Annotated in this window: 20 protein-coding genes; 14 read left to right on the forward strand and 6 right to left on the reverse strand. The window is 53.7% G+C overall.

Translation table 11 applies throughout. The features are described from left to right. Positions 1 to 21 precede the first annotated feature (21 nt). Positions 22 to 1,749 (reverse strand): hypothetical protein, encoded by a 1,728-nt coding sequence (locus AXA67_07370; protein KXJ41038.1) that lies wholly within the window; start codon positions 1,747 to 1,749, stop codon positions 22 to 24. A gap of 263 nt (positions 1,750 to 2,012) precedes the next feature. Here AXA67_07370 and AXA67_07375 point away from each other — a divergent pair, with 263 nt between their 5' ends. Together AXA67_07375 and AXA67_07380 are read left to right on the forward strand one after the other, a co-directional pair. Continuing rightward, complete coding sequence (locus tag AXA67_07375) at positions 2,013 to 2,240, forward strand: hypothetical protein (protein ID KXJ41039.1); 228 nt, start codon at positions 2,013 to 2,015, stop codon at positions 2,238 to 2,240. Further along, positions 2,237 to 2,638, forward strand: a complete 402-nt coding sequence (locus AXA67_07380; protein KXJ41040.1) for a twitching motility protein PilT — start codon at positions 2,237 to 2,239, stop codon at positions 2,636 to 2,638. The genes AXA67_07375 and AXA67_07380 overlap by 4 nt, the downstream gene beginning before the upstream one ends. Before the next feature lie 167 nt (positions 2,639 to 2,805). Here the strand turns inward: AXA67_07380 and AXA67_07385 are convergent, their stop codons facing one another. Both AXA67_07385 and AXA67_07390 read right to left on the reverse strand, forming a co-directional pair. Next, entirely contained in the window at positions 2,806 to 3,462 is a 657-nt protein-coding gene (locus AXA67_07385) for a DNA repair protein (GenBank protein KXJ41041.1), read from the reverse strand. A 7-nt stretch (positions 3,463 to 3,469) separates the two neighbouring features. Continuing rightward, positions 3,470 to 3,724: a hypothetical protein gene (locus AXA67_07390; protein ID KXJ41042.1), complete on the reverse strand. Its 255-nt coding sequence runs from the start codon at positions 3,722 to 3,724 to the stop codon at positions 3,470 to 3,472. Between the two features lie 93 nt (positions 3,725 to 3,817). On the opposite strand from AXA67_07390, the gene AXA67_07395 reads away from it, so the two are divergent. The 12 genes from AXA67_07395 (at position 3,818) to AXA67_07450 (ending at position 14,333) form a co-directional block, all read left to right on the forward strand. Continuing rightward, positions 3,818 to 5,392, forward strand: a complete 1,575-nt coding sequence (locus AXA67_07395) for a hypothetical protein (GenBank protein KXJ41043.1) — start codon at positions 3,818 to 3,820, stop codon at positions 5,390 to 5,392. After that, positions 5,389 to 6,141 carry a hypothetical protein gene (locus tag AXA67_07400; protein ID KXJ41044.1) on the forward strand — a complete coding sequence of 251 codons (753 nt, stop codon included), beginning with the start codon at positions 5,389 to 5,391 and terminating at the stop codon, positions 6,139 to 6,141. Before AXA67_07395 ends, AXA67_07400 begins: the two co-directional genes overlap by 4 nt. Continuing rightward, on the forward strand, positions 6,134 to 7,831 hold the full coding sequence (locus tag AXA67_07405) for a secretion system protein E (protein KXJ41045.1): 1,698 nt from the start codon (positions 6,134 to 6,136) through the stop codon (positions 7,829 to 7,831). The genes AXA67_07400 and AXA67_07405 overlap by 8 nt, the downstream gene beginning before the upstream one ends. Next, complete coding sequence (locus tag AXA67_07410; GenBank protein ID KXJ41046.1) at positions 7,831 to 9,036, forward strand: secretion system protein; 1,206 nt, start codon at positions 7,831 to 7,833, stop codon at positions 9,034 to 9,036. The genes AXA67_07405 and AXA67_07410 overlap by 1 nt, the downstream gene beginning before the upstream one ends. Beyond that, a complete protein-coding gene (locus AXA67_07415) occupies positions 9,036 to 10,550 on the forward strand; it encodes a hypothetical protein (GenBank protein ID KXJ41047.1) in 1,515 nt (504 codons plus the stop codon). The genes AXA67_07410 and AXA67_07415 overlap by 1 nt, the downstream gene beginning before the upstream one ends. Beyond that, the gene (locus tag AXA67_07420; protein ID KXJ41048.1) at positions 10,543 to 11,112 is read left to right on the forward strand and encodes a hypothetical protein; all 570 of its coding nucleotides are present in this window, start codon (positions 10,543 to 10,545) and stop codon (positions 11,110 to 11,112) included. Before AXA67_07415 ends, AXA67_07420 begins: the two co-directional genes overlap by 8 nt. A 45-nt stretch (positions 11,113 to 11,157) precedes the next feature. After that, positions 11,158 to 11,385: a hypothetical protein gene (locus tag AXA67_07425; protein KXJ41049.1), complete on the forward strand. Its 228-nt coding sequence runs from the start codon at positions 11,158 to 11,160 to the stop codon at positions 11,383 to 11,385. Between the two features lie 115 nt (positions 11,386 to 11,500). Continuing rightward, positions 11,501 to 12,133, forward strand: a complete 633-nt coding sequence (locus tag AXA67_07430; GenBank protein KXJ41050.1) for a hypothetical protein — start codon at positions 11,501 to 11,503, stop codon at positions 12,131 to 12,133. Between the two features lie 95 nt (positions 12,134 to 12,228). Beyond that, positions 12,229 to 12,813 carry a hypothetical protein gene (locus AXA67_07435; protein ID KXJ41051.1) on the forward strand — a complete coding sequence of 195 codons (585 nt, stop codon included), beginning with the start codon at positions 12,229 to 12,231 and terminating at the stop codon, positions 12,811 to 12,813. Between the two features lie 20 nt (positions 12,814 to 12,833). Continuing rightward, complete coding sequence (locus AXA67_07440) at positions 12,834 to 13,517, forward strand: hypothetical protein (protein KXJ41052.1); 684 nt, start codon at positions 12,834 to 12,836, stop codon at positions 13,515 to 13,517. Between the two features lie 265 nt (positions 13,518 to 13,782). Beyond that, positions 13,783 to 14,040, forward strand: coding sequence for an antitoxin (locus AXA67_07445; GenBank protein KXJ41053.1), 258 nt, complete (start codon positions 13,783 to 13,785; stop codon positions 14,038 to 14,040). After that, positions 14,028 to 14,333: a plasmid stabilization protein gene (locus tag AXA67_07450; protein ID KXJ41054.1), complete on the forward strand. Its 306-nt coding sequence runs from the start codon at positions 14,028 to 14,030 to the stop codon at positions 14,331 to 14,333. The genes AXA67_07445 and AXA67_07450 overlap by 13 nt, the downstream gene beginning before the upstream one ends. Before the next feature lie 75 nt (positions 14,334 to 14,408). Here AXA67_07450 and AXA67_07455 read toward each other — a convergent pair whose 3' ends face one another. The 3 genes from AXA67_07455 to AXA67_07465 all read right to left on the reverse strand — a co-directional run bounded on the left by AXA67_07455 (position 14,409) and on the right by AXA67_07465 (position 18,173). Then, positions 14,409 to 15,287, reverse strand: a complete 879-nt coding sequence (locus tag AXA67_07455) for a phosphate ABC transporter ATP-binding protein (GenBank protein ID KXJ41123.1) — start codon at positions 15,285 to 15,287, stop codon at positions 14,409 to 14,411. Positions 15,288 to 15,508: 221 nt separating this feature from the next. Next, positions 15,509 to 16,798: a phosphate ABC transporter permease gene (locus AXA67_07460; protein KXJ41055.1), complete on the reverse strand. Its 1,290-nt coding sequence runs from the start codon at positions 16,796 to 16,798 to the stop codon at positions 15,509 to 15,511. Further along, the gene (locus AXA67_07465; protein ID KXJ41056.1) at positions 16,791 to 18,173 is read right to left on the reverse strand and encodes a phosphate ABC transporter permease; all 1,383 of its coding nucleotides are present in this window, start codon (positions 18,171 to 18,173) and stop codon (positions 16,791 to 16,793) included. Before AXA67_07465 ends, AXA67_07460 begins: the two co-directional genes overlap by 8 nt. Positions 18,174 to 18,186: the final 13 nt, after the last annotated feature.

Consider the following 18,186-nt stretch of genomic DNA (forward strand, 5'->3'; position numbering starts at 1 on the left):
TCCTGAAATTATTGAACATTTTTAAGCCAGGCGGCTGAGTAACTTTTCCTGCTGTTCCTGGGCGCGTTTTTGGCTCCAGCGCCAACCAAAGAATCCGGCAATTCCCAAGACCAGATTGAGTCCCGCAGCAATCAAGCCGGTGAGCAGCCAATTGGTTTCGGAGGCATCGGCTTCTTCTAATGCTTCCAAATCTTCCTCGAGTTCTTCTTCGGCGTCACCAGCGGCTTCCTCGTCATCTTCGAACAGGGATGGATCGATGGTGACAGGTTTTAATACCGGAGTCAGCGTTTGCCCCTGAACGCTTTTTGCCTGGATATCAAAATTGACTATCAGCGTTTGATGGCCTTTGGGCTTTTTCATTTTCAGCACCCAACCGCCGTCCGGCGCTTGGATAAAGTCAGTCTCCAGAGTGTGGCCCTGGTCATCGGCAATCAGGGCCTTTGCCCGAAAAGAACCCGGATCAATCACATTGATATCGGGCGTGAGGTGGATTTGCACTGGCATTTCAGAATCTTCTTCCACGGTAACTTCTGACTGGACCGGGGTGGCGATGATTTCTACGCTTTGGGTCCACTGGCGCTGGAAGGTGTTGCCATCGGCGGTGAGGATCAGTTCGTAAGTGCCCGGTGAGAGCTCGTCTTTCAACCGTTGCCGGAATACCCCTGTTTGTTCTGGATCCGGTTGCAAGAGCCAGGTATTTTCTGACTCGCCTTGCTGTTTGAGCTCGAAGTTCACCAATTTAAGGAAGTTTTTTCGGGTGATGCGCTTTTCATGTTCGGTCAATTCGGCGGAAACGGTGAGGGTTTCCCCGAGGCTGAAATAATGGGGAACAGGCTGTACCTTGAGTTTGAGGTCGGTGACAATCATGACTTGATTGTCCGGATCCACATCGGCCACCAGTTGCCATTGTCCTGGCATGGGTTGAGCCACGGTAATCAAATCGTAAGTTGGTTCGTGGCGCCAGCGAACCGAATCGGGATACTGATCATAATTCCAGCGGCTGCCATCGGGTTTGACCAATTCCGTCGCCGGACTGCCTTCCTTGCGGAAGACCAGCAACGTGAATTCCTTGACGCTGAGATCCACGGTAAAGCTGTTGTTATTCAGGGGTAAACCATCGCGCGGTACCGCTTTTTTAAAGATTTTCACGAACAGGCGTTGCAGTTCTTCGGCGGAATCGGCGGTTTCGCTCCAGCCATCGGTAGCCAGAGAAAGGCGTTTAAGTAAAGCGTGATCAGCCTGGTCGGAGAGAGCAATAGTATAAATATGAGCGCCCATTTGTTGCAGCCTGGGCAACAACTCTTTTTCAATCCTGGCTTTGGAAGCGGCATTGAGTGCCGGATTCTTGGCCACGTCCACCATGCCATCGGTCAAGAGCAAGATGTTGCGCTGATTTTTCTTATCCCCGTCTTGCCAGTCTTTTGAGACGGTTTGCAAGGCTTTTTCGATGTCGGTAAACAAGCCTCGCGAATGAATTTTGCTGCTGGATTTCAGCGCCTTTTTTCGCCAAGGCTCATCCACTGAAGCCAAGGGAACCAAGGTTTTGGTGTCCTCGGCAAACAACCAAACCCCGGCCTGGGTTTCCGGCGGGAGCAATTCGAGCAACAGCCTGAGCGCTGGAATACGCAAATTGTGGGGGTCGGTCTTCTTCATGCTGCCGGAGACATCAATCAGAATCCGCATTTCATTGGCGGCAAGCGTGGTTTCGGCAATGGCCAGCAGACCTAGTAATAGGAGAAAAATACGCACGAAATTTATCTATCCCTTTCAATTTGCCTTAGTCAGAAGGATAGACGAAATTTGCCAGGTAAAGGGTTGGGGATACATTCCATGCGCTAATTGGTGCGCAAAGCCCACCTTACGGACTACGTTAATTCAATGCGAAGTTTGTGGAAAGGAGGGATGGCGCAGCTCAAGCTGATTTATTAATTTGCCTTTTTCGTAAAAATACCTTGCTTTAGGTGTCTATATGACTATAATCATGACCATGGTCATATTGGTTGGATGGATTTATGTTAAAGATCAAAGCCTCGGAATTTAAGGCCAAATGTTTAAATCTCATGGATGTTGTCAATGAGACTCATGAAGAAATCGTCATTATCAAAAATGGCAAGCCGGTTTCCAAGTTGGTGCCTTATCAGACCAGGCCAACCTCGCTGTTTGGTTTGCACCGGAACCAGATTCGATCCCTTGACGATTTAATTGAGCCGGTGGCGGAGGTTTGGGAGGCAGATGAGTGATTGTGTTGGACACCCATGTACTGATTTGGCTGGATGAGGGCAGTTCCAGGTTAGGGAAAAAGGCCTTACAGGCCATCGACGCTGCTTTTCAGCAAGATACTTTGTTCGTTTCTGTCATCAGTTTTTGGGAAGTTGCCATGCTGGTGGAGAAAGGGCGCCTGGAAATGTCGGTCAGCGTAGATCAGTGGCGTAAAAGTTTGTTGGCGAATGGATTGCGGGAAATTGCGCTGAATGGCGATATGGCGGTTCAATCCGCGGGTTTGGAGGGATTTCACGGTGATCCAGCCGACCGGATGATTGTTGCAACCGCACTTTACAAGAATGCCACACTTTGCACTGCCGATGGCGGAATTTTGCATTGGAAGCCATATTCCCAATGGCTGGATGCCAGCCAATAACCCTGTCAAGCGCGTAGCACCGCTTGTACGGTGCTACGCCTATCGGCCTTCAACAGGCGGGCCATTATCTGGTGCGAAATCCCTCCCCACCAGATTTACTGTGTAGGGTGCATTCCATGCACCACTGCTTGGTGCGCAAAGCGCACCCTGCTGGCAAAGACGGCTGATCAGGCTTTTTCCTGCTGCATGGCCTGAATGAAACTGTCGGCTTCTTGGATGGAACGCTCCATTTCCTTTATCAACGCAGCTACGTCATCTTCAATGCCTTCCAGTTCAGTTTGCAGGGAGGCAATGGCGCGAGCATTGAGATTGTGTTTCAGGAACAGCACTTGATCCCGGAATACGGTCAGGACCGGGTCGATTTTAGCTTCGGCCCGCTTCATGGCGGCGATCAGTTTCTGGTAGCGCAACTTGGTTTCCCGCAGCTGCTGGGCACTGCGTCGGCGTAGGGAAGCGCTGCTGTATTGTTCCAGTTCTTCTTCCCATTCTTCAAATAAGGCCTCGGCCACGTCCTCGATATCGGCAATCCGCTTGCGCACCGCCTTGGCTTTTTCTTCGCTGGCCTCATAGGCAGCGTTGAGTTCTTCGTATTTGTCTTGCAGGTCGCCGCCGTGGAATTGGGTCAAGGCGGTGAATTTTTCCAGCGCGGTCTTGAATTGTTCCTTGGCTTCGGCTTCTTCTTTCCGGGCTTTTTGGATGCGGTGAACAAGGATATCGCGCTTGTGAAAGCCGACTTTCTCCATGGCGCCATAGTACGCGGACGAGCAGGCCGTCAATATAAAGAGGATGATGAAAAAAGAAAAACAGTTACCAATTTTTTTCATGGATGTATCACTCGATGGAAAAAAGTTGAATACTGATGTTACGCACTTGCTTGCCCGGAATGCCCTCTCCCCCGGCCCCTCTCCCTGTGGGAGAGGGGAGCAACGCTTGATTTCCCGCCGCTTCTGTCATTGGGCGGAGAACAACCCGCATCCCCTTCCCCGCCGGCACGGCAGGCTCAGATAATCCACCCTTGTCCCTCCCCCGCTTGCGGGGGAGGGCCGGGGAGGGGGGAGGATAATACGGAATGATCGTGCGTAACATCAGTTACAAATATATAAAACCCCGGCTATCCAACCAATGCTGACTTGTATTGTCAAGTTCTTTTGCTAGGTTTCTAGCAGGAGGACTTTAATTGTGAACAAGTTGGCATTTTTTTGGCTTCTGGGTTTGTTTCTGGGCCTGCAGGGGTGCGCGCCGCCGCCTCTGGCGACCTCGAAGGGCCATTTGCATCCCGCGCCCGAAGTGGCTGGCGCCGCGCCGCCGCCTGTGCTTAATCTTCCGCCTTTGCCTAAGCCCCAGGCACAAAAGTCAAAGCAGCGCTTTTCCGCGGTCGTGACCGGTGTGCCGGTCAAGCAATTATTATTTGCCCTGGCCCGGGACGCCAAAATCAATATAGATATTGCCCCCGGAGTAAAGGGCAAGGTGACCCTCAACGCCATCGACCAGACCTTGCCCCAGATTCTCGAAAGATTGGCCCGCCAAGCCGACTTCCGCTACCGCTTTGAAGACAATCTTTTGATTGTGGAACCCGACGCGCCTTATTTTGAGCACTATGCAATCCCTTATGTCAATATTCAACGCGACAGCGAGAGCAAAGTGGGGGTCTCCAACCAGATTTCCGCCGGGGTCACGGGGCAGCAATCCCAAGGCAATAGTGAAGATAATGAATCCTCCACCAAAATCACCAGTTTGTCTCGCAATCATTTCTGGGAGCGGTTGGTGAAGGATTTGCAGTCCATCATTCCTAGTACAGCAGCGGGTGATCAAGCGCCAACTCATATTCTCGCCCATCCGGAAAGCGGTGTCCTCAGCATCAAAACCACCGCCAAAGGACATGACCGGGTGCGGGCGTATCTGGATCAAGTGTTGGAGCGTTCCCGCCGCCAGGTATTGATCGAGGCGACGGTGGTGGAAGTGGTGCTGAACGACCGCTACCAGGCAGGCATCGATTGGGCCGCCATCAAGCGAGATTTGGTGAATAAAGGTGATTTAGGCACGGTTTCCCAGGATTTTCTGGGGACGACGCTGGCGGGCCCACCGGTGCTGACCTTGACCTACACCGGCAAAAATATCGCCGCTCAAGTGAAAATGCTCAACCGCTTTGGCAATACCAAGGTGATTTCCAGCCCCCGCTTGATGGTGGTCAACAATCAGACAGCGATTTTGCGGGTGGTGGAAAACAAAGTCTATTTCACCACCACGGTGGATGTGAACCAAACCCAGGGGGTAAGCGTCACCACCACGGAAACCATTCCCCATACGGTTCCCGTGGGCTTTGTCATGAGTGTGACGCCCAACATCGATGACAATGACATGGTATTGATTCATGTGCGCCCGACCATTTCCCGGATTACCGGCTTCGTGTTCGATCCCAATCCCTTGCTGGCCCAGGCCGGGACCGAAAGCCGGGTGCCCGAGATCGAAGTCCAGGAAATGGAATCGCTGCTCAAAATTCACGATGGCAACATCGGCATCATTGGTGGGTTGATGCAAGACAACGTCAAGGAATCCACCGATGGCGTGCCAGTGTTGGCGAGACTGCCGGGCGTGGGAGACTTGTTCAGCGTCAAGACCAACGATTACGAAAAGTCCGAGCTGGTGGTCTTTATCCGCCCCACGGTCATCAAGAACGCCAGTCTGGGCGGAGATTTGAATGAATACGAGCCGTTTCTGTCCCACCCGCAAACTCCCTCGATGCAGACCCAATGAAGTTGATTTTTCTATATTTTGGACTGGCGGGGTTGGTGGCCATGGGATCTGCTGCCCAGGCAAGGGAAGAATGCGCCGAAGTGCCGTCGTCGGTCGCCGAATCGGTAGCCGTTGACACCAGAGACTTGATTCGCCCCGGTACTTTCAAGATTCAAAAAGTCACCCAGCCTGATTGGTTTGGTTGTTGGCTGAACCGCGCCTGGCGAGCCTATCAGGCTGGTGAACTGGGATTGGCGCACCGTTATTATCTCAGCGCTCACCGTTTGGCGCCCAAGGACCTGGATGCGCTATTGGGCTTGGCCGCGGTGGCGGCGCGGGAAAGGCGCATAGAAGAAGCGCAAAGCTGGTACCGGCGGGCATTGATATTCGACCCGCGTAATCCCCATGCCTTGGCGGGTTTGGCTTTACTCACCGGGCAGGCCAGTTCCACTGCTACGGAGGCTGTGTTGCAGCAGCAACTGAAAAAGGACTCCAAAAACGCCGGGCTGCATTTCGCCTTGGGCAATCTATATGCCCGGCAAAATCGTTGGCCTCAGGCCCAAAAGGCCTATTTCAGCGCCTTGTCGAAAGACCAGACCAACCCGGATTATGCCTATAACCTGGCGGTAAGTCTGGATCAAATGGGCAAGTTCAATCTGGCCCGGCGTTACTATCAAAAAGCCATGCAGGAAGCGCAACTGCGCCCCTTTGCTTTTTCCTTGGGTGAGGTCAAAGAGCGGCTGCAAGCCATGGAGGGGATTGATGGCTAAACCGAAACGCCTCGGTGAGCTGTTGGTAGATGAGGGCATCATCACTCCGGACCAGCTTGAAATCGCCCTGCTGGAGCAAAAGACCGACCAAAACCGGGATCCTTTGGGAAAAGTATTGGTGCGGCTTGGTTTTGTCAGCGAAGAAATCATCCGCGACCAGCTCAGCCGTTCCCTGGGCCAGGAAAGCATCGATCTGGCGCATTGGGTGCCTGACCCTCACGCACTGGCCTTGATCGATCAGGAAACCGCCCGGCGCTTGAAAGTAGTGCCCGTCACCTACAGTGAAGAACATCGGAAATTGGTCGTGGCCATGAGCGATGTGTTTGACATCGTTACCCTCGACCACCTGGCGGCGCAACTGGGGGGAGAGATTGAAATCGAGCCGGTGCTGGCGGGCGACTCGGAACTGGAACAAGCCATCGACCGCTTCTATGGTTTCGAGCTTTCCATCGATGGCATTTTGCGGGAGCTGGAAACCGGCGAGCGCGATGCGGAATTGACTCTGGACAGTGAGCAATACAGCCATCCCATTGTCCGTTTGGTCAACGCCTTGCTGGCCGATGCAGTGAAAAGAGGCGCTTCGGATATTCATTTTGAACCGGAGGAAGGGTTTCTGCGCATCCGTCACCGTATCGACGGGGTGTTGCAGCAAGTGAGAAGCCTCCACAAACGCTATTGGTCCGCCCTCTTGGTGCGGTTGAAAGTGATGGCGGAAATGAATATCGCCGAAACCCGCGCGCCCCAGGATGGCCATATCCAGCTCAATATCGCCGGACGGGAGATCGATTTCCGGGTGGCCACCCATCCCACCCTGCATGGCGAAAACCTGGTGCTCAGGATTCTGGACAAGCGCAAGGGGATCGTTCGTTTGGAACAGTTGGCGTTGGCCGATGATACCTTGAGCCACCTTCAACGCATCATGACCCGTCCCGAAGGCATCATTCTGGTGACCGGCCCCACCGGCAGCGGCAAGACCACCACCCTCTATTCCATGTTGGATCATATCAATAACGAAACGGTCAACATCATGACCCTGGAAGACCCGGTGGAATATCCCATGCCCCTGGTTCGGCAAAGCTCGCTCAATATTTCGGCGAGGCTGGATTTCGCCGGGGGTATCCGTTCCTTGATGCGCCAGGACCCGGATATCATTTTGGTGGGGGAGATCCGGGATGCGGAAACCGCCACCATGGCTTTCCGCGCCGCCATTACCGGCCATCAAGTGCTTTCCACCCTCCATACCAATTCCGCGGTGGGGGCGTTGACCCGGTTGCGGGATATCGGCGTGCCCGCGCCGATGCTGGCGGGCAATCTCATCGGTATTATCGCCCAACGGTTGGTGCGTCAATTATGCGCCCATTGCAAGGAACCCTATATCCCCTCGGGGGAGGAACGGCTCCTGTTGGGTTGGAATGGCGCCGAGGAGCAGGTTATCTTTCGCCCTGGCCGCTGCGAGCAATGCAATTACCGGGGATTCAAGGGGCGTACCCTGATTATGGAAGTGATTCCCCTGGATAACGAACTGGACGCCCTGATCGCCGCCGAGGCCCCGGCCCTGGAAATTGAACGCATGGCCCGCGCCAAGGGTTACCGGTCCCTGGCGGAAGACGGACTGCGCAAGGTCAAGGAAGGGGTGACCGCCTGGACGGAAGTGCAACGGGTGACCAATCTGGGTCTCGAGGCGGTTTGATGGCCCGGTTCCGCTACGTCGCCATTGACGATCAAGGCCAGCGTCTGGTGGGCATGGCCGAGGCCGATAATCTGGACATGCTGGAAAGCCGCCTGCAGGGTCGCAGTCTGACCATGATCCGGGCCAAGCCCATCCATAAGCGCCGGCGGCTGAATCTGCGCCGGGCAATCTCCCGCCGGGAGTTGATCAATTTTTGTTTTCAGATGGAACAAATGATCAACGCCGGCGTGGGTTTGCTGGAAGGACTCAGGGATTATGCCGACGCCCAGGACCCTTGTCATTTCCGTGACGTGGTGTCCGGCATCGCCGACAAAATCGAGAGCGGCCAGACGTTTTCCGGGGCTTTGCGCGATTTTCCGGAAGTCTTTTCTCCCCTGTATGTCAGCCTGGTGGAGGCGGGCGAGCGCAGCGGTGAATTGGGGCAGGTACTGGCCCATTTGACCGAATCCTTGAAATGGCAGGATGAATTGATTACCCAGACTAAAAAAGCCCTGCGCTATCCGGCGTTTGTCGCCGTGGTGGTCTTGGGGGCGGTGACCTTTCTGATGATGTATGTGGTGCCCCAAATCACTGGGTTCATTCTCTCCATGGAAGGGAAACTGCCCTGGCATACCCGCTTGCTGATAGCCGTTTCCAAGGGTTTTGTGAACTACTGGTATCTGATTTTCGGGATACCGGTGGCGGTATTTGTGTTCGGCCGTTTGCTTATTCAACACAACACCCAGGCGCGCTACTGGTTCGATGGTTTCAAGTTGCGCCTTTGGGTGATTGGCCCGGTACTGGAAAAGATCATGCTGGCCCGTTTCGCCCATTATTTCGCCCTGTTGTATAACGCCGGGATGCCGGTATTGGACTGCATCGCCATGTGCGAAGGGGTGGTGGGCAATGCTTATGTCAAAAAAGCCCTGGCCAAGGCGCGGGAAGACGTCTCCTATGGCGAAGCCATCAGCCAGGCGTTGGAGGACACCGGGCTGTTTCCCAGCCTGGTGCTGCGGTTGATCAAGGTGGGTGAACGCACCGGCGATTTGGGGCAGGCCCTCGACAACGTCAATTACTTTTACCGCCGCGATGTGGACGAAGCAGTGGCCAAAATGCAGGAAATGATCGAGCCGGCGCTCAATATCCTCATTGGCCTGATTATTGGCTGGGTAATGCTATCCGTACTGGGGCCGGTTTACGACATGATTGGCAAGATGAAATTCTGATGCGCACAGTACTGTATCTGGGTAATCGATTCCAGGCCTTGTACGAAACGCGGCACAAGCCGCGGCGGGTTTGGCAGCATCAAGGTCCGCTCGCTGAGATGGATGTGTCGCAAATCAAAGCCAGGCATGTTCTGATCACCGCCGATCTCATTGAGGAAGAATTCCGCCTCGAACATATTCCCCATCTGATGGGACCGGACCACAGGGCCTTGGTGGCGAGAAAGCGCCGGCAAATCTTTCAGGACGAACCCTTTGTTAACGTCACTCCATTGGGCAGGGAATCGCAGGGCCGCCGGGATGATTTGCTGCTGTTTTCCGCCATCCGGGACAGCGGCGCTTTCAACCGGTGCCTCAAAAAATTGGCCGAACAGGAAATCGATGTCCAGGGAATCTGGTCGCTGCCCAGATTGAGCCAGGGCTGGTTCAAAGCGTTTCCGAAATTTCCCGAGGGGCTGTGGGTCTGGGTGTATACCACAGGTGACCGGGTGGCTTTGCGACAAAGTTATTGCCGGGATGGCAAGTTATTGTTCAGCCGCATGAGCATGGTGACGGAAACGGATCTGACCCGGGAAGCAGCGGAAGAAATGGACCGCACTTACCGTTATTTGGTTCGTTTGTTGCGGATTGCCACCGACCAGGATTTAAAGGTCAATGTGGTTTGCACCTCGGAATTCGTACCGGTCTTTCAGGAACTGGCCGGAGAGATTCCCCGCTTTGATCTTCGACCCATGGATTTATCGGAATATGCCTCAAAGCTTGGGTGGCGGGCCGATCCCAAGCGGGTTTCCGTGCCGGATTTGGCGGCTGCCAATTTGGGACGCCGGTGGCTGTTGGTTTCCCATTATCAAAATCATTGGCAACGAAGGTTTCAACGTCAGCGCCGTCTTCGCCTGGCGCTCTACGCCACGACCGGTGCGATGCTGTTGGCCAGCGGGAGCTATGGCGGTTATGCCTGGCTGGAGGGGCGATTGTTGAAGCAGGAAATTCAGCGTCTGCAAAGGCAAAAAACAACGTTTGAAAAATTGCAGAAACAACAACCCGAGACAGCATCCATTCAAGGCTACGATCCTTGGCAAATCGAGACTGCCATGGCACTGAAACAACAGTTCGACACGCGCCGGATTGACCCGGAAAAATTGCTGGCTCCCATCAGTGAGGCTTTGGCCAAGAACCCGGAGTTGACCTTGAAATCTTTGGAATGGCAACGCCCCCAATTCCAAGAAGAGGAAATGGCGGCGGATTCCTTTGATGATAGATCCATTGAAATGACGTTGCGGTTGCGTGTTTCCGAGGTATCTCAAGGGCATTTGCAACAGGCGATGGCTGAAATTCACCGATTTGTCGGGCAATTGGAGAAAATGCCTGGAATCGAGACAGCGATCATTATCAAAAGTCCCTTGCCTCTCAATCCTGAGAGCATAGTTTCAGGGGAAATGGGGACGCAGGCGTCTTATCACCAAGATGCTACATTTATTGTGAAAGTGCTTTTTGGGGAAGGAAACGGTATTGATTGACAAAAAAAGCGGTTGGATCATGGCCGTATTATTCTTTGTGAGCTTGGTTGGATTGGGCGGGACATACCATTACTTAGAGCAACGCAGAGCCGCGGTTCAAACCCTGCAAAACGACATTGCCTCTCTACAAGCCCGGCTGGGTGAAGACGAGGAGGCGGAAGAAATTTTAGCGAAGCTGGGCGAGGCGTTTGTCGGGGGATTTGGGCAGGGATGGTGGCAACCCCAGAATCGCATCGCCTGGCTGGAAGCCGCCCGGGCAAGCGCTGAGCAGTTGGGTTTGCCCCGTATCGGTTACCGCCTGCAGCCTCAGGAAATCGACGACACCCAGGGCGATTGGAATCTTATCCGCACTGCCATTGATTTGGATATGGGTCTGGTCCACGAAGGGCAACTGTTAGCTTTTTGGCACGCCATCGATAGTAGCGGACTGGGTTTTTTTAGCCTGGAGGCGTGCCGGATTGAGCGTGGCACAGACCAGCCCGCTCCCCGGCAAGTCAATTTGACGGCAAATTGCAAAATGGATTGGTACGCCATTGTCAAGGAAGCGGCCAGTGAAGCGTAACTTCATTGGACTGTTGACTGGTTTGCTCTGGTTGGCGGCAAGTGAGTGCCAGGCGTTGGGCAAGTTGTTTTTTTCACCCACGCAACGGGCGTTGCTGGACAGGCCGCCGGCGATGGCCAAAATGCCGAAAAAGACGGCAACCAGGCAATCAAGCCGGTCGCTTGCAACCCGGTTGGATGGGATAGTCCGGGGGTCAAGCCGAACCTGGATTTGGTTCGACGGCAAATTAAAGAAATCCGGCGCTCCGCCGTTAACTCCAATACCTGTGGATGAGAACCAAGTCACATTATATTGGCGCGGCAGGCGTTTAAAACTCAGGCCGGGTCAGAAACTGACCGCTGGTAAAAACGGCACGGTCAGGATTAAAGAGGCGTTTGGACCGTAACAAATGGTAACTCAAAAGATAGGCTCTGATTCCAGCCAAGGGTTTTCCATGATTGAAATGGCCATGGTGCTGGTGGTGTTCAGCTTAGTGATGGGGGGGTTGATGGGGCCGTTGTCCACGCAATACCAACAGCACTGGCGGAGTGAGACCATGCAAAGACAGCAAGAAATTTTGCAGGCGCTTTATGGCTTTGCCATGTCCCAAACCACGCCCCGTTTACCGTGTCCGGACAGTGACGGAGACGGCTTGGAAAACCGGCCCTGTGGCGCCAGTGGCGTGGCGGTGGGGGAATTGCCCTGGGCCACCTTGGGGGTGGCCAAAGACGATGGCTGGGGGAAACCGTGGACTTATGGCGTCAGCCGTGCGTTGACGTCCGCCGTGACATTGGCTTCCGTGGGCGGGGTGGATATTCTCAACGTCGATGCTTCCTTGCCAACCGTTGCCAATATGGCTGCGATAGTGGTATCCGGCGCTAAATTTGACTATGCCACAGAGAAAGAAAATCGGGATGGCGATAAGGATTTTGTCCAGGGCGATTATTCTGAGAAAACTGGCAATGCGTTTGATGATTTGGTGGTATGGATTTCCCCCAATGTTTTAAAAGACCGGTTGGTAAAAGCGGGGAAATTGCCCTAATTTCAATATTGGAGATAGCGGCTGTAAACCGGCTTTCCTCAAGACCAAATTGAGAGAATTAGTTTTTACGTTAACATTGTGTGAGGTGTTTGAAAATGCAAAGACAACGGGGATTTACTTTAGTAGAGATTGCCATCGTTTTGGTGATTATCGGTTTATTGTTGGGGGGGGTTTTGAAAGGCCGGGAATTGATTCAAAATGCCAAGGTTTCAAATCTTGAGAAATCCATCAAAGAAATCCGCGCGGCAATGTATACGTATCAGGATCGTTTCAAAGCGTTGCCTGGCGATGATAAAAGGGCGGATAAGCATTTGTCGTCAGTGACTTCTACCGATAACGGGGATGGGAATGGGGCAATCGGTGGCAGCTGGGCTTCCACAACCAATACCGATGAGTCGAGAAAATTTTGGAAGCATTTGCGAGCCGCAGGGATTATTTCCGGCAGTGGCTATGAACAACCGACTCATACATTTGGCGGCATGATAGGCGTTTACACAAGCACGCCATATGGTTTGAATTATGGGCATGCTATTTGTTTGGCGGGGTTGCGCGGTGATGTGGCCTTATTATTAGATACCCGCTTGGATGATGGGTTGCCTAATACCGGGACTATGAGAGGGCATGCAACACAAACAGCGTATCTCCCAACTTCCGCCTATAATGTTTGTACTTCCCTTTGAGACAGGCGCTTGCCGTGACCATGAATGACCAACGCCGGGATTGCCGCTTCCCGCTCGCCGGATGGCGGATGGAGGTACGCAAAACCCGCTTGGGCCGGATGGCCAGTTTGCCCAGTTGCCAATTGGCGGATATTAGCAGCAACGGCTTGTCGTTTACTTCTTCCGGTGATCCGTTTGCGCCCTTGGATAAGGTCACTTTTGCTTTGCACGTGAAGGATCAGGAAATCCGCGGCAAGGGCGTTATCTGCTATAAACAATCCTACGGCGGCAGCCGTTGGCGTTATGGGTTGATGTTTCTGGAAGTCAGCCGCGATGTGGAATCGGTATTGCGGGATTTCCAATTCGAACCCCAAGAGGTTCGGAATGTTGCCCGGAACATGGCCGACCACATCGTATTGAATGGTTGTTCGACGGCGTCCGAGCGGGAATTATTGCACAAGCAATTGCTGTTGTATGAAGCGGTCACCGCCTTTTTGGAGCGCTGGACCTTATTGGAACAAAAACCGCTTCCCGTCAAAGTGACGCTTGACGGGGTTCAAGTGACGGAGGGGGAGGACGCCTGGTTAATCCAAGCTTTGAATCGGCGTCCCGGGTATGCCGCCAGTAGCGGCGAGCATTTCGTCAATGTTTTTGAAGCATTGATATTTCTTCGGGATAAGCTTTTGATGAATAAGGCTGAACCTTCATCGAAGGAAGTCGGTTAGTAACTGATGTTACGCACTATCATTCCGCATTATCCTCCCCCTCCCTGACCCTCCCCAGCAAGCGGGGGAGGGGGCAAGGGCGGATTATCTTACCCTACCGTGCCGGCGAGGAAGGGGATGTGGGTTGTTCTCCGCCCAACGACAGAAGCGGCTGAAAACCAAGCGCTGATCCCCTCTCCCTGTGGCAGAGGGCATTCCGGGCAAGTGCGTAACATCAGTTAGAAATTTCTTGCCAAGCCAGAAGTGGTAGTTTAGTATCACTTGCATGAAAATTGAATTGGTAACCACATTGAAGCGCCAGGCTACGCGGATTCTGGCGGAATTGCGCGAATCCAAGGAACCGGTGCTGATTACCGAACATGGCCGTCCCTCCGCCTATCTGGTGGATGTGGAAGATTTTGAACTCATGCAGCGCCGGATGCGGATTTTGGAGGGCATTGCACGGGGCGAACAGGCCATTCAAGAAAACCGTGTCATGACTCATGAGGAAGCTCAGCGGGCCATGCGCCGATGGCTCGAGTGATCTGGACGGCACCTGCGCTATCCGACCTGGAAGAAATCGCCCGATACATTGCAATGGATAAACCCAATGCCGCCCGGCGGCTGGTTCATAAGATTTTTGATGGCGTTGGGTGTTTGGAATCGTTTCCTGAATCTGGCCGTCATCCACCGGAGCTTGAAAGTTCGCGGTACCGGGAACTCATTATCGGTCCCTGCCGGGTGTTTTACCGGCTAGATGGGGAGCAAGTTTATATACTCCACATTATGCGGGGTGAACGCCAACTCCGGAAGTTCTTGCTTACCGAGCGGGATTAACGCCCGCGTACGCTCCGAATTCCATAACAGTAGCGGTGGGCGGGTTTATCTTGGCTACAGAGTACAGCTGAAATTCTAGCCAAACCTGCCGGTAATATAATCCTCAGTCAAAGGGTGGCGGGGGTTGGTGAATATCTGTGAGGTTTTGCCTACTTCAATCAATTTCCCCAGATGAAAATAAGCCGTGCGGTGAGAGACCCGGGCGGCTTGTTGCATGGAGTGGGTAACGATGACAATGCTGTAGCGCCGGCTTAGTTCGTCGATCAGTTGTTCGATGGTGGCGGTGGCGATGGGATCGAGGGCCGAGCAGGGTTCGTCCATGAGCAGGACTTCCGGGTTGACGGCGATGGCGCGGGCAATGCACAAACGTTGCTGCTGGCCGCCGGAAAGTCCGATGCCCGGTTGATCGAGGCGGTCTTTCACTTCGTTCCAAAGGCCGGCCCGCTTCAAAGCCTTTTCCACGATCTCTTCCAGTTCCGACTTGCTGGCTGTCAAGCCGTGAATCCGGGGACCGTAGGCAACGTTGTCGAAGATGGATTTGGGAAAAGGATTGGGCTTTTGGAACACCATGCCAACCCGGGCCCGGAGGACAACGGGATCAATATCATCGTGATAGATATCCACCCCATCCAGCTTGATTTCCCCCGCCACGCGGCAGATTTCGATGGTATCGTTCATGCGGTTGAGACAGCGCAGATAGGTGGACTTGCCACATCCGGAAGGGCCGATCAGGGCGATGACTTCCTTTTTGGCAATGTCGAGGTTGACGTCGAAAATCGCCTGCTTTTCTCCATAGAAAACATTGACGTGGCGGGTTGTAATCCGAGGATCAGGCACCGTGTAATCCCCCACGGTATGTTCGCTGGCATCTTTCTCAAATAGCTTGGTGGTATCGACAGCTCTGCGCTGCTTGACCTGGACTCCGGGGGATGCCGGTTTTGAGCTTGGTTCCACGGAGGAGCTTTCAGCTTTCACGGTATTCTGCACGGCAATGACCTCTCCAATAAATTTACCTTTAAGTTTACGGGGACCAAGTGTTCCGGCCTTCCTTCTGCGGATGTTGGTGGCCTGGATGACCGCCATCAAGCCCTCAGGGATGAGTTCACGGCGTTCCGTAGAAGGAAGGCCGGAACACTTCAGAATATCCAACCACCAAATTGTTGATCATGAAAAAATCACCAGCGGCGTTCAAAGCGTTTGCGCAGGATAATCGCCAGCGCATTCATTATCAACATAAATACTAAAAGGACAATGATAGCAGCGGCGGATTTTTCCACAAAACCGCGCTCGGCGCTGTCAGCCCACAGGTAAATTTGTACTGGAAGCACGGTAGCGGGGTCCAGGAAATCTTTGGGGATGTCCACCACAAAGGCCACCATACCGATCATCAATAACGGTGCGGTTTCTCCCAGGGCTTGGGCCAGGCCGATGATAGTGCCGGTGAGCATGCCTGGCATGGACAGGGGTAGCACGTGATCGGTAATCATTTGCATTTTGGAAGCGCCGATACCGAGTGCTGCTTGCCGGATCCACGGGGGAACGGCCTTGAGGGCAGAGCGGCTGGCGATAATGATAATGGGCATGGTTCTCAGGGCCAGCACCAAGCCGCCTACCAAAGGGGTGGAGCGGGGCAAGCCAAAGAAACCGAGAAATACCGCCAATCCCAACAGGCCGAAGACAATGGAGGGGATCGCCGCTAGGTTGTTGATATTGACTTCAATCAAGTCCACCCAGAAGTTCTTTTTGGGAGCGAATTCTTCCAGATAAATGGCTGCCGCGACTCCCAAGGGAAAAGAAAGCAACAGGGTAATGATGATGGTGTAAATAGAACCCATCAAGGCGCCTAGAATACCCGCCAATTCCGGTTCCCGGGAGTCTCCGGAAAGGAAAAACAGGGAATTGAAGCGTTTTTCCAGGCGGTTTTCTTCAATTAGCCGCTGAATCCAGGCCAACTGGAAGTCCTTCAAGCGCCGCTGGCTTTCCGGTTCATTGGGATCGATGTAGCCCTTCATAAACATATCGACGTCACTGTGGGCCGGTAGCCAAACAGTTTGCGTGGTGCCAATCAGATCGGGATTTTTCATGACCATTTGGCGCAGCACGTCAGGGGCGCCGACACTGACGAGCCGGTAGAGAGCGCGTTTCTGGCGTCGGTTTTTAACCCCGGGAAAGAGCTCTTTTAAAGCACGTTTGACCAACAAACCATAATCCGCCTGGCGCAGGGTATCGGGATCACGGATACCTTCGGGAGAAATGACTTCCGGGTCGAAATATATATCCAGAGCGATGAAGCTCTGCCAAAAGGCCTTGTACCCGAGGGAAACAATACTGGCCATCAAGATGACAACCAGGATCATGCCGGCAACAACTGCTGATATGCCATAGAGCTTGAGCCGTTTTTCCCGGGCGCGGCGTTTTTTGACCGTGCCGGCAATCAGTTTGGCGGTGGTGACTTCGTTATTCATATTGTTCACGGTATTTGCGGACGATATGCAGGGCCAGGACGTTGAGCGCCAGGGTGATTAGGAACAGCACCAAACCCAGGGCGAAGGCCGCCAGGGTTTTGGGGGAGTCAAATTCCTGGTCGCCCACGAGCAATCCCACGATTTGGGCGGTGATGGTGGTGACCGACTCCAGAGGGTTCAAGGTCAGGTTGGCGGTCAGGCCGGCGGCCATGACCACAATCATGGTTTCACCAATGGCTCGGGAAACCGCCAGCAGCAATCCGCCGACAATGCCGGGCAGGGCGGCGGGGATGATGATTTGGGTGATGGTTTCCGCCTGGGTGGCGCCCAGGCCATAGGAGCCGTCGCGCAGGGATTGGGGCACCGCGTTGATAACGTCGTCGGAAAGGGAAGAAACGAAGGGAATAATCATAATCCCCATCACCAGTCCCGCGCCCAAGGCGCTTTCCGAAGAAATGGGCACGCCAATGTTGGCACCCAGCTCACGCAAGAAAGGGGCGACGACCAAAGCGGCAAAGAAGCCATAAACGACGGTGGGGATGCCGGCCAGGACTTCCAGCATGGGTTTGGCCAGGGTGCGGACTTTTCTGGAAGCAAATTCAGAGAGATATATAGCCGCCAACAACCCGATGGGCGCGGCAACGATCATGGCGATAGCCGCAATCAATAGGGTGCCGGTGAGCAGGGGAATAAACCCAAACGCACCGGATGAACCTACCTGATCTGGCCGGATGGCCATTTGCGGACTCCAGTGGAGGCCAAACAGAAATTCGGTGACCGGCACGAGTTTAAAGAACCGCAAGGCTTCAAACAATACGGAAAGCACAATCCCGATAGTGGTAAGGATGGCGATGGTGGAGCTGGTGATCAAGAAAATCTCCAGTAATTTTTCCACCCGGTTACGGGCCCGAAGCTTGGGGGAGATATGGTGCCGGGCCCAGCTAAGTCCTGCAATAGCGCAGGCCAAGGCAAGGACGAAAAGGCAGCGGTGGCTTAAACTTTTCAGATACCGGTAATGTTGCGCGGCGGCTTGGGCAAGGGGGTCTTCGGTGGAGGAAAAGGCTTCGTTATAAACCAGGTTGCGCACCTGGTTCATGAACAGGCCCAACTGCTCTTTGGGGAGCGATTGTATTTCTGGAGGCAGATTGGCGATTACCAGTTGAGAGATCAGCGTGTCATCAAAGATTTGCCAGATAATTAGCAACACGAGGGCGGGCAGAGCGCACCATAGGGCCGTGTAATAACCGTAATAACGGGGCAGGGAATGCAGATTGCGTACATGTCCACCGCTGACTGCCCTGGCTTTGGCAACACCCAGATAATAGGCAAAAAAACTAAGCGCGGCGAGCAATAAGATTAAAGTGCTGGTTTGCATATTCCGTCCGTCA

This window comes from Methylothermaceae bacteria B42 (genome assembly GCA_001566965.1).
Taxonomy (GTDB): domain Bacteria; phylum Pseudomonadota; class Gammaproteobacteria; order Methylococcales; family Methylothermaceae; genus Methylohalobius.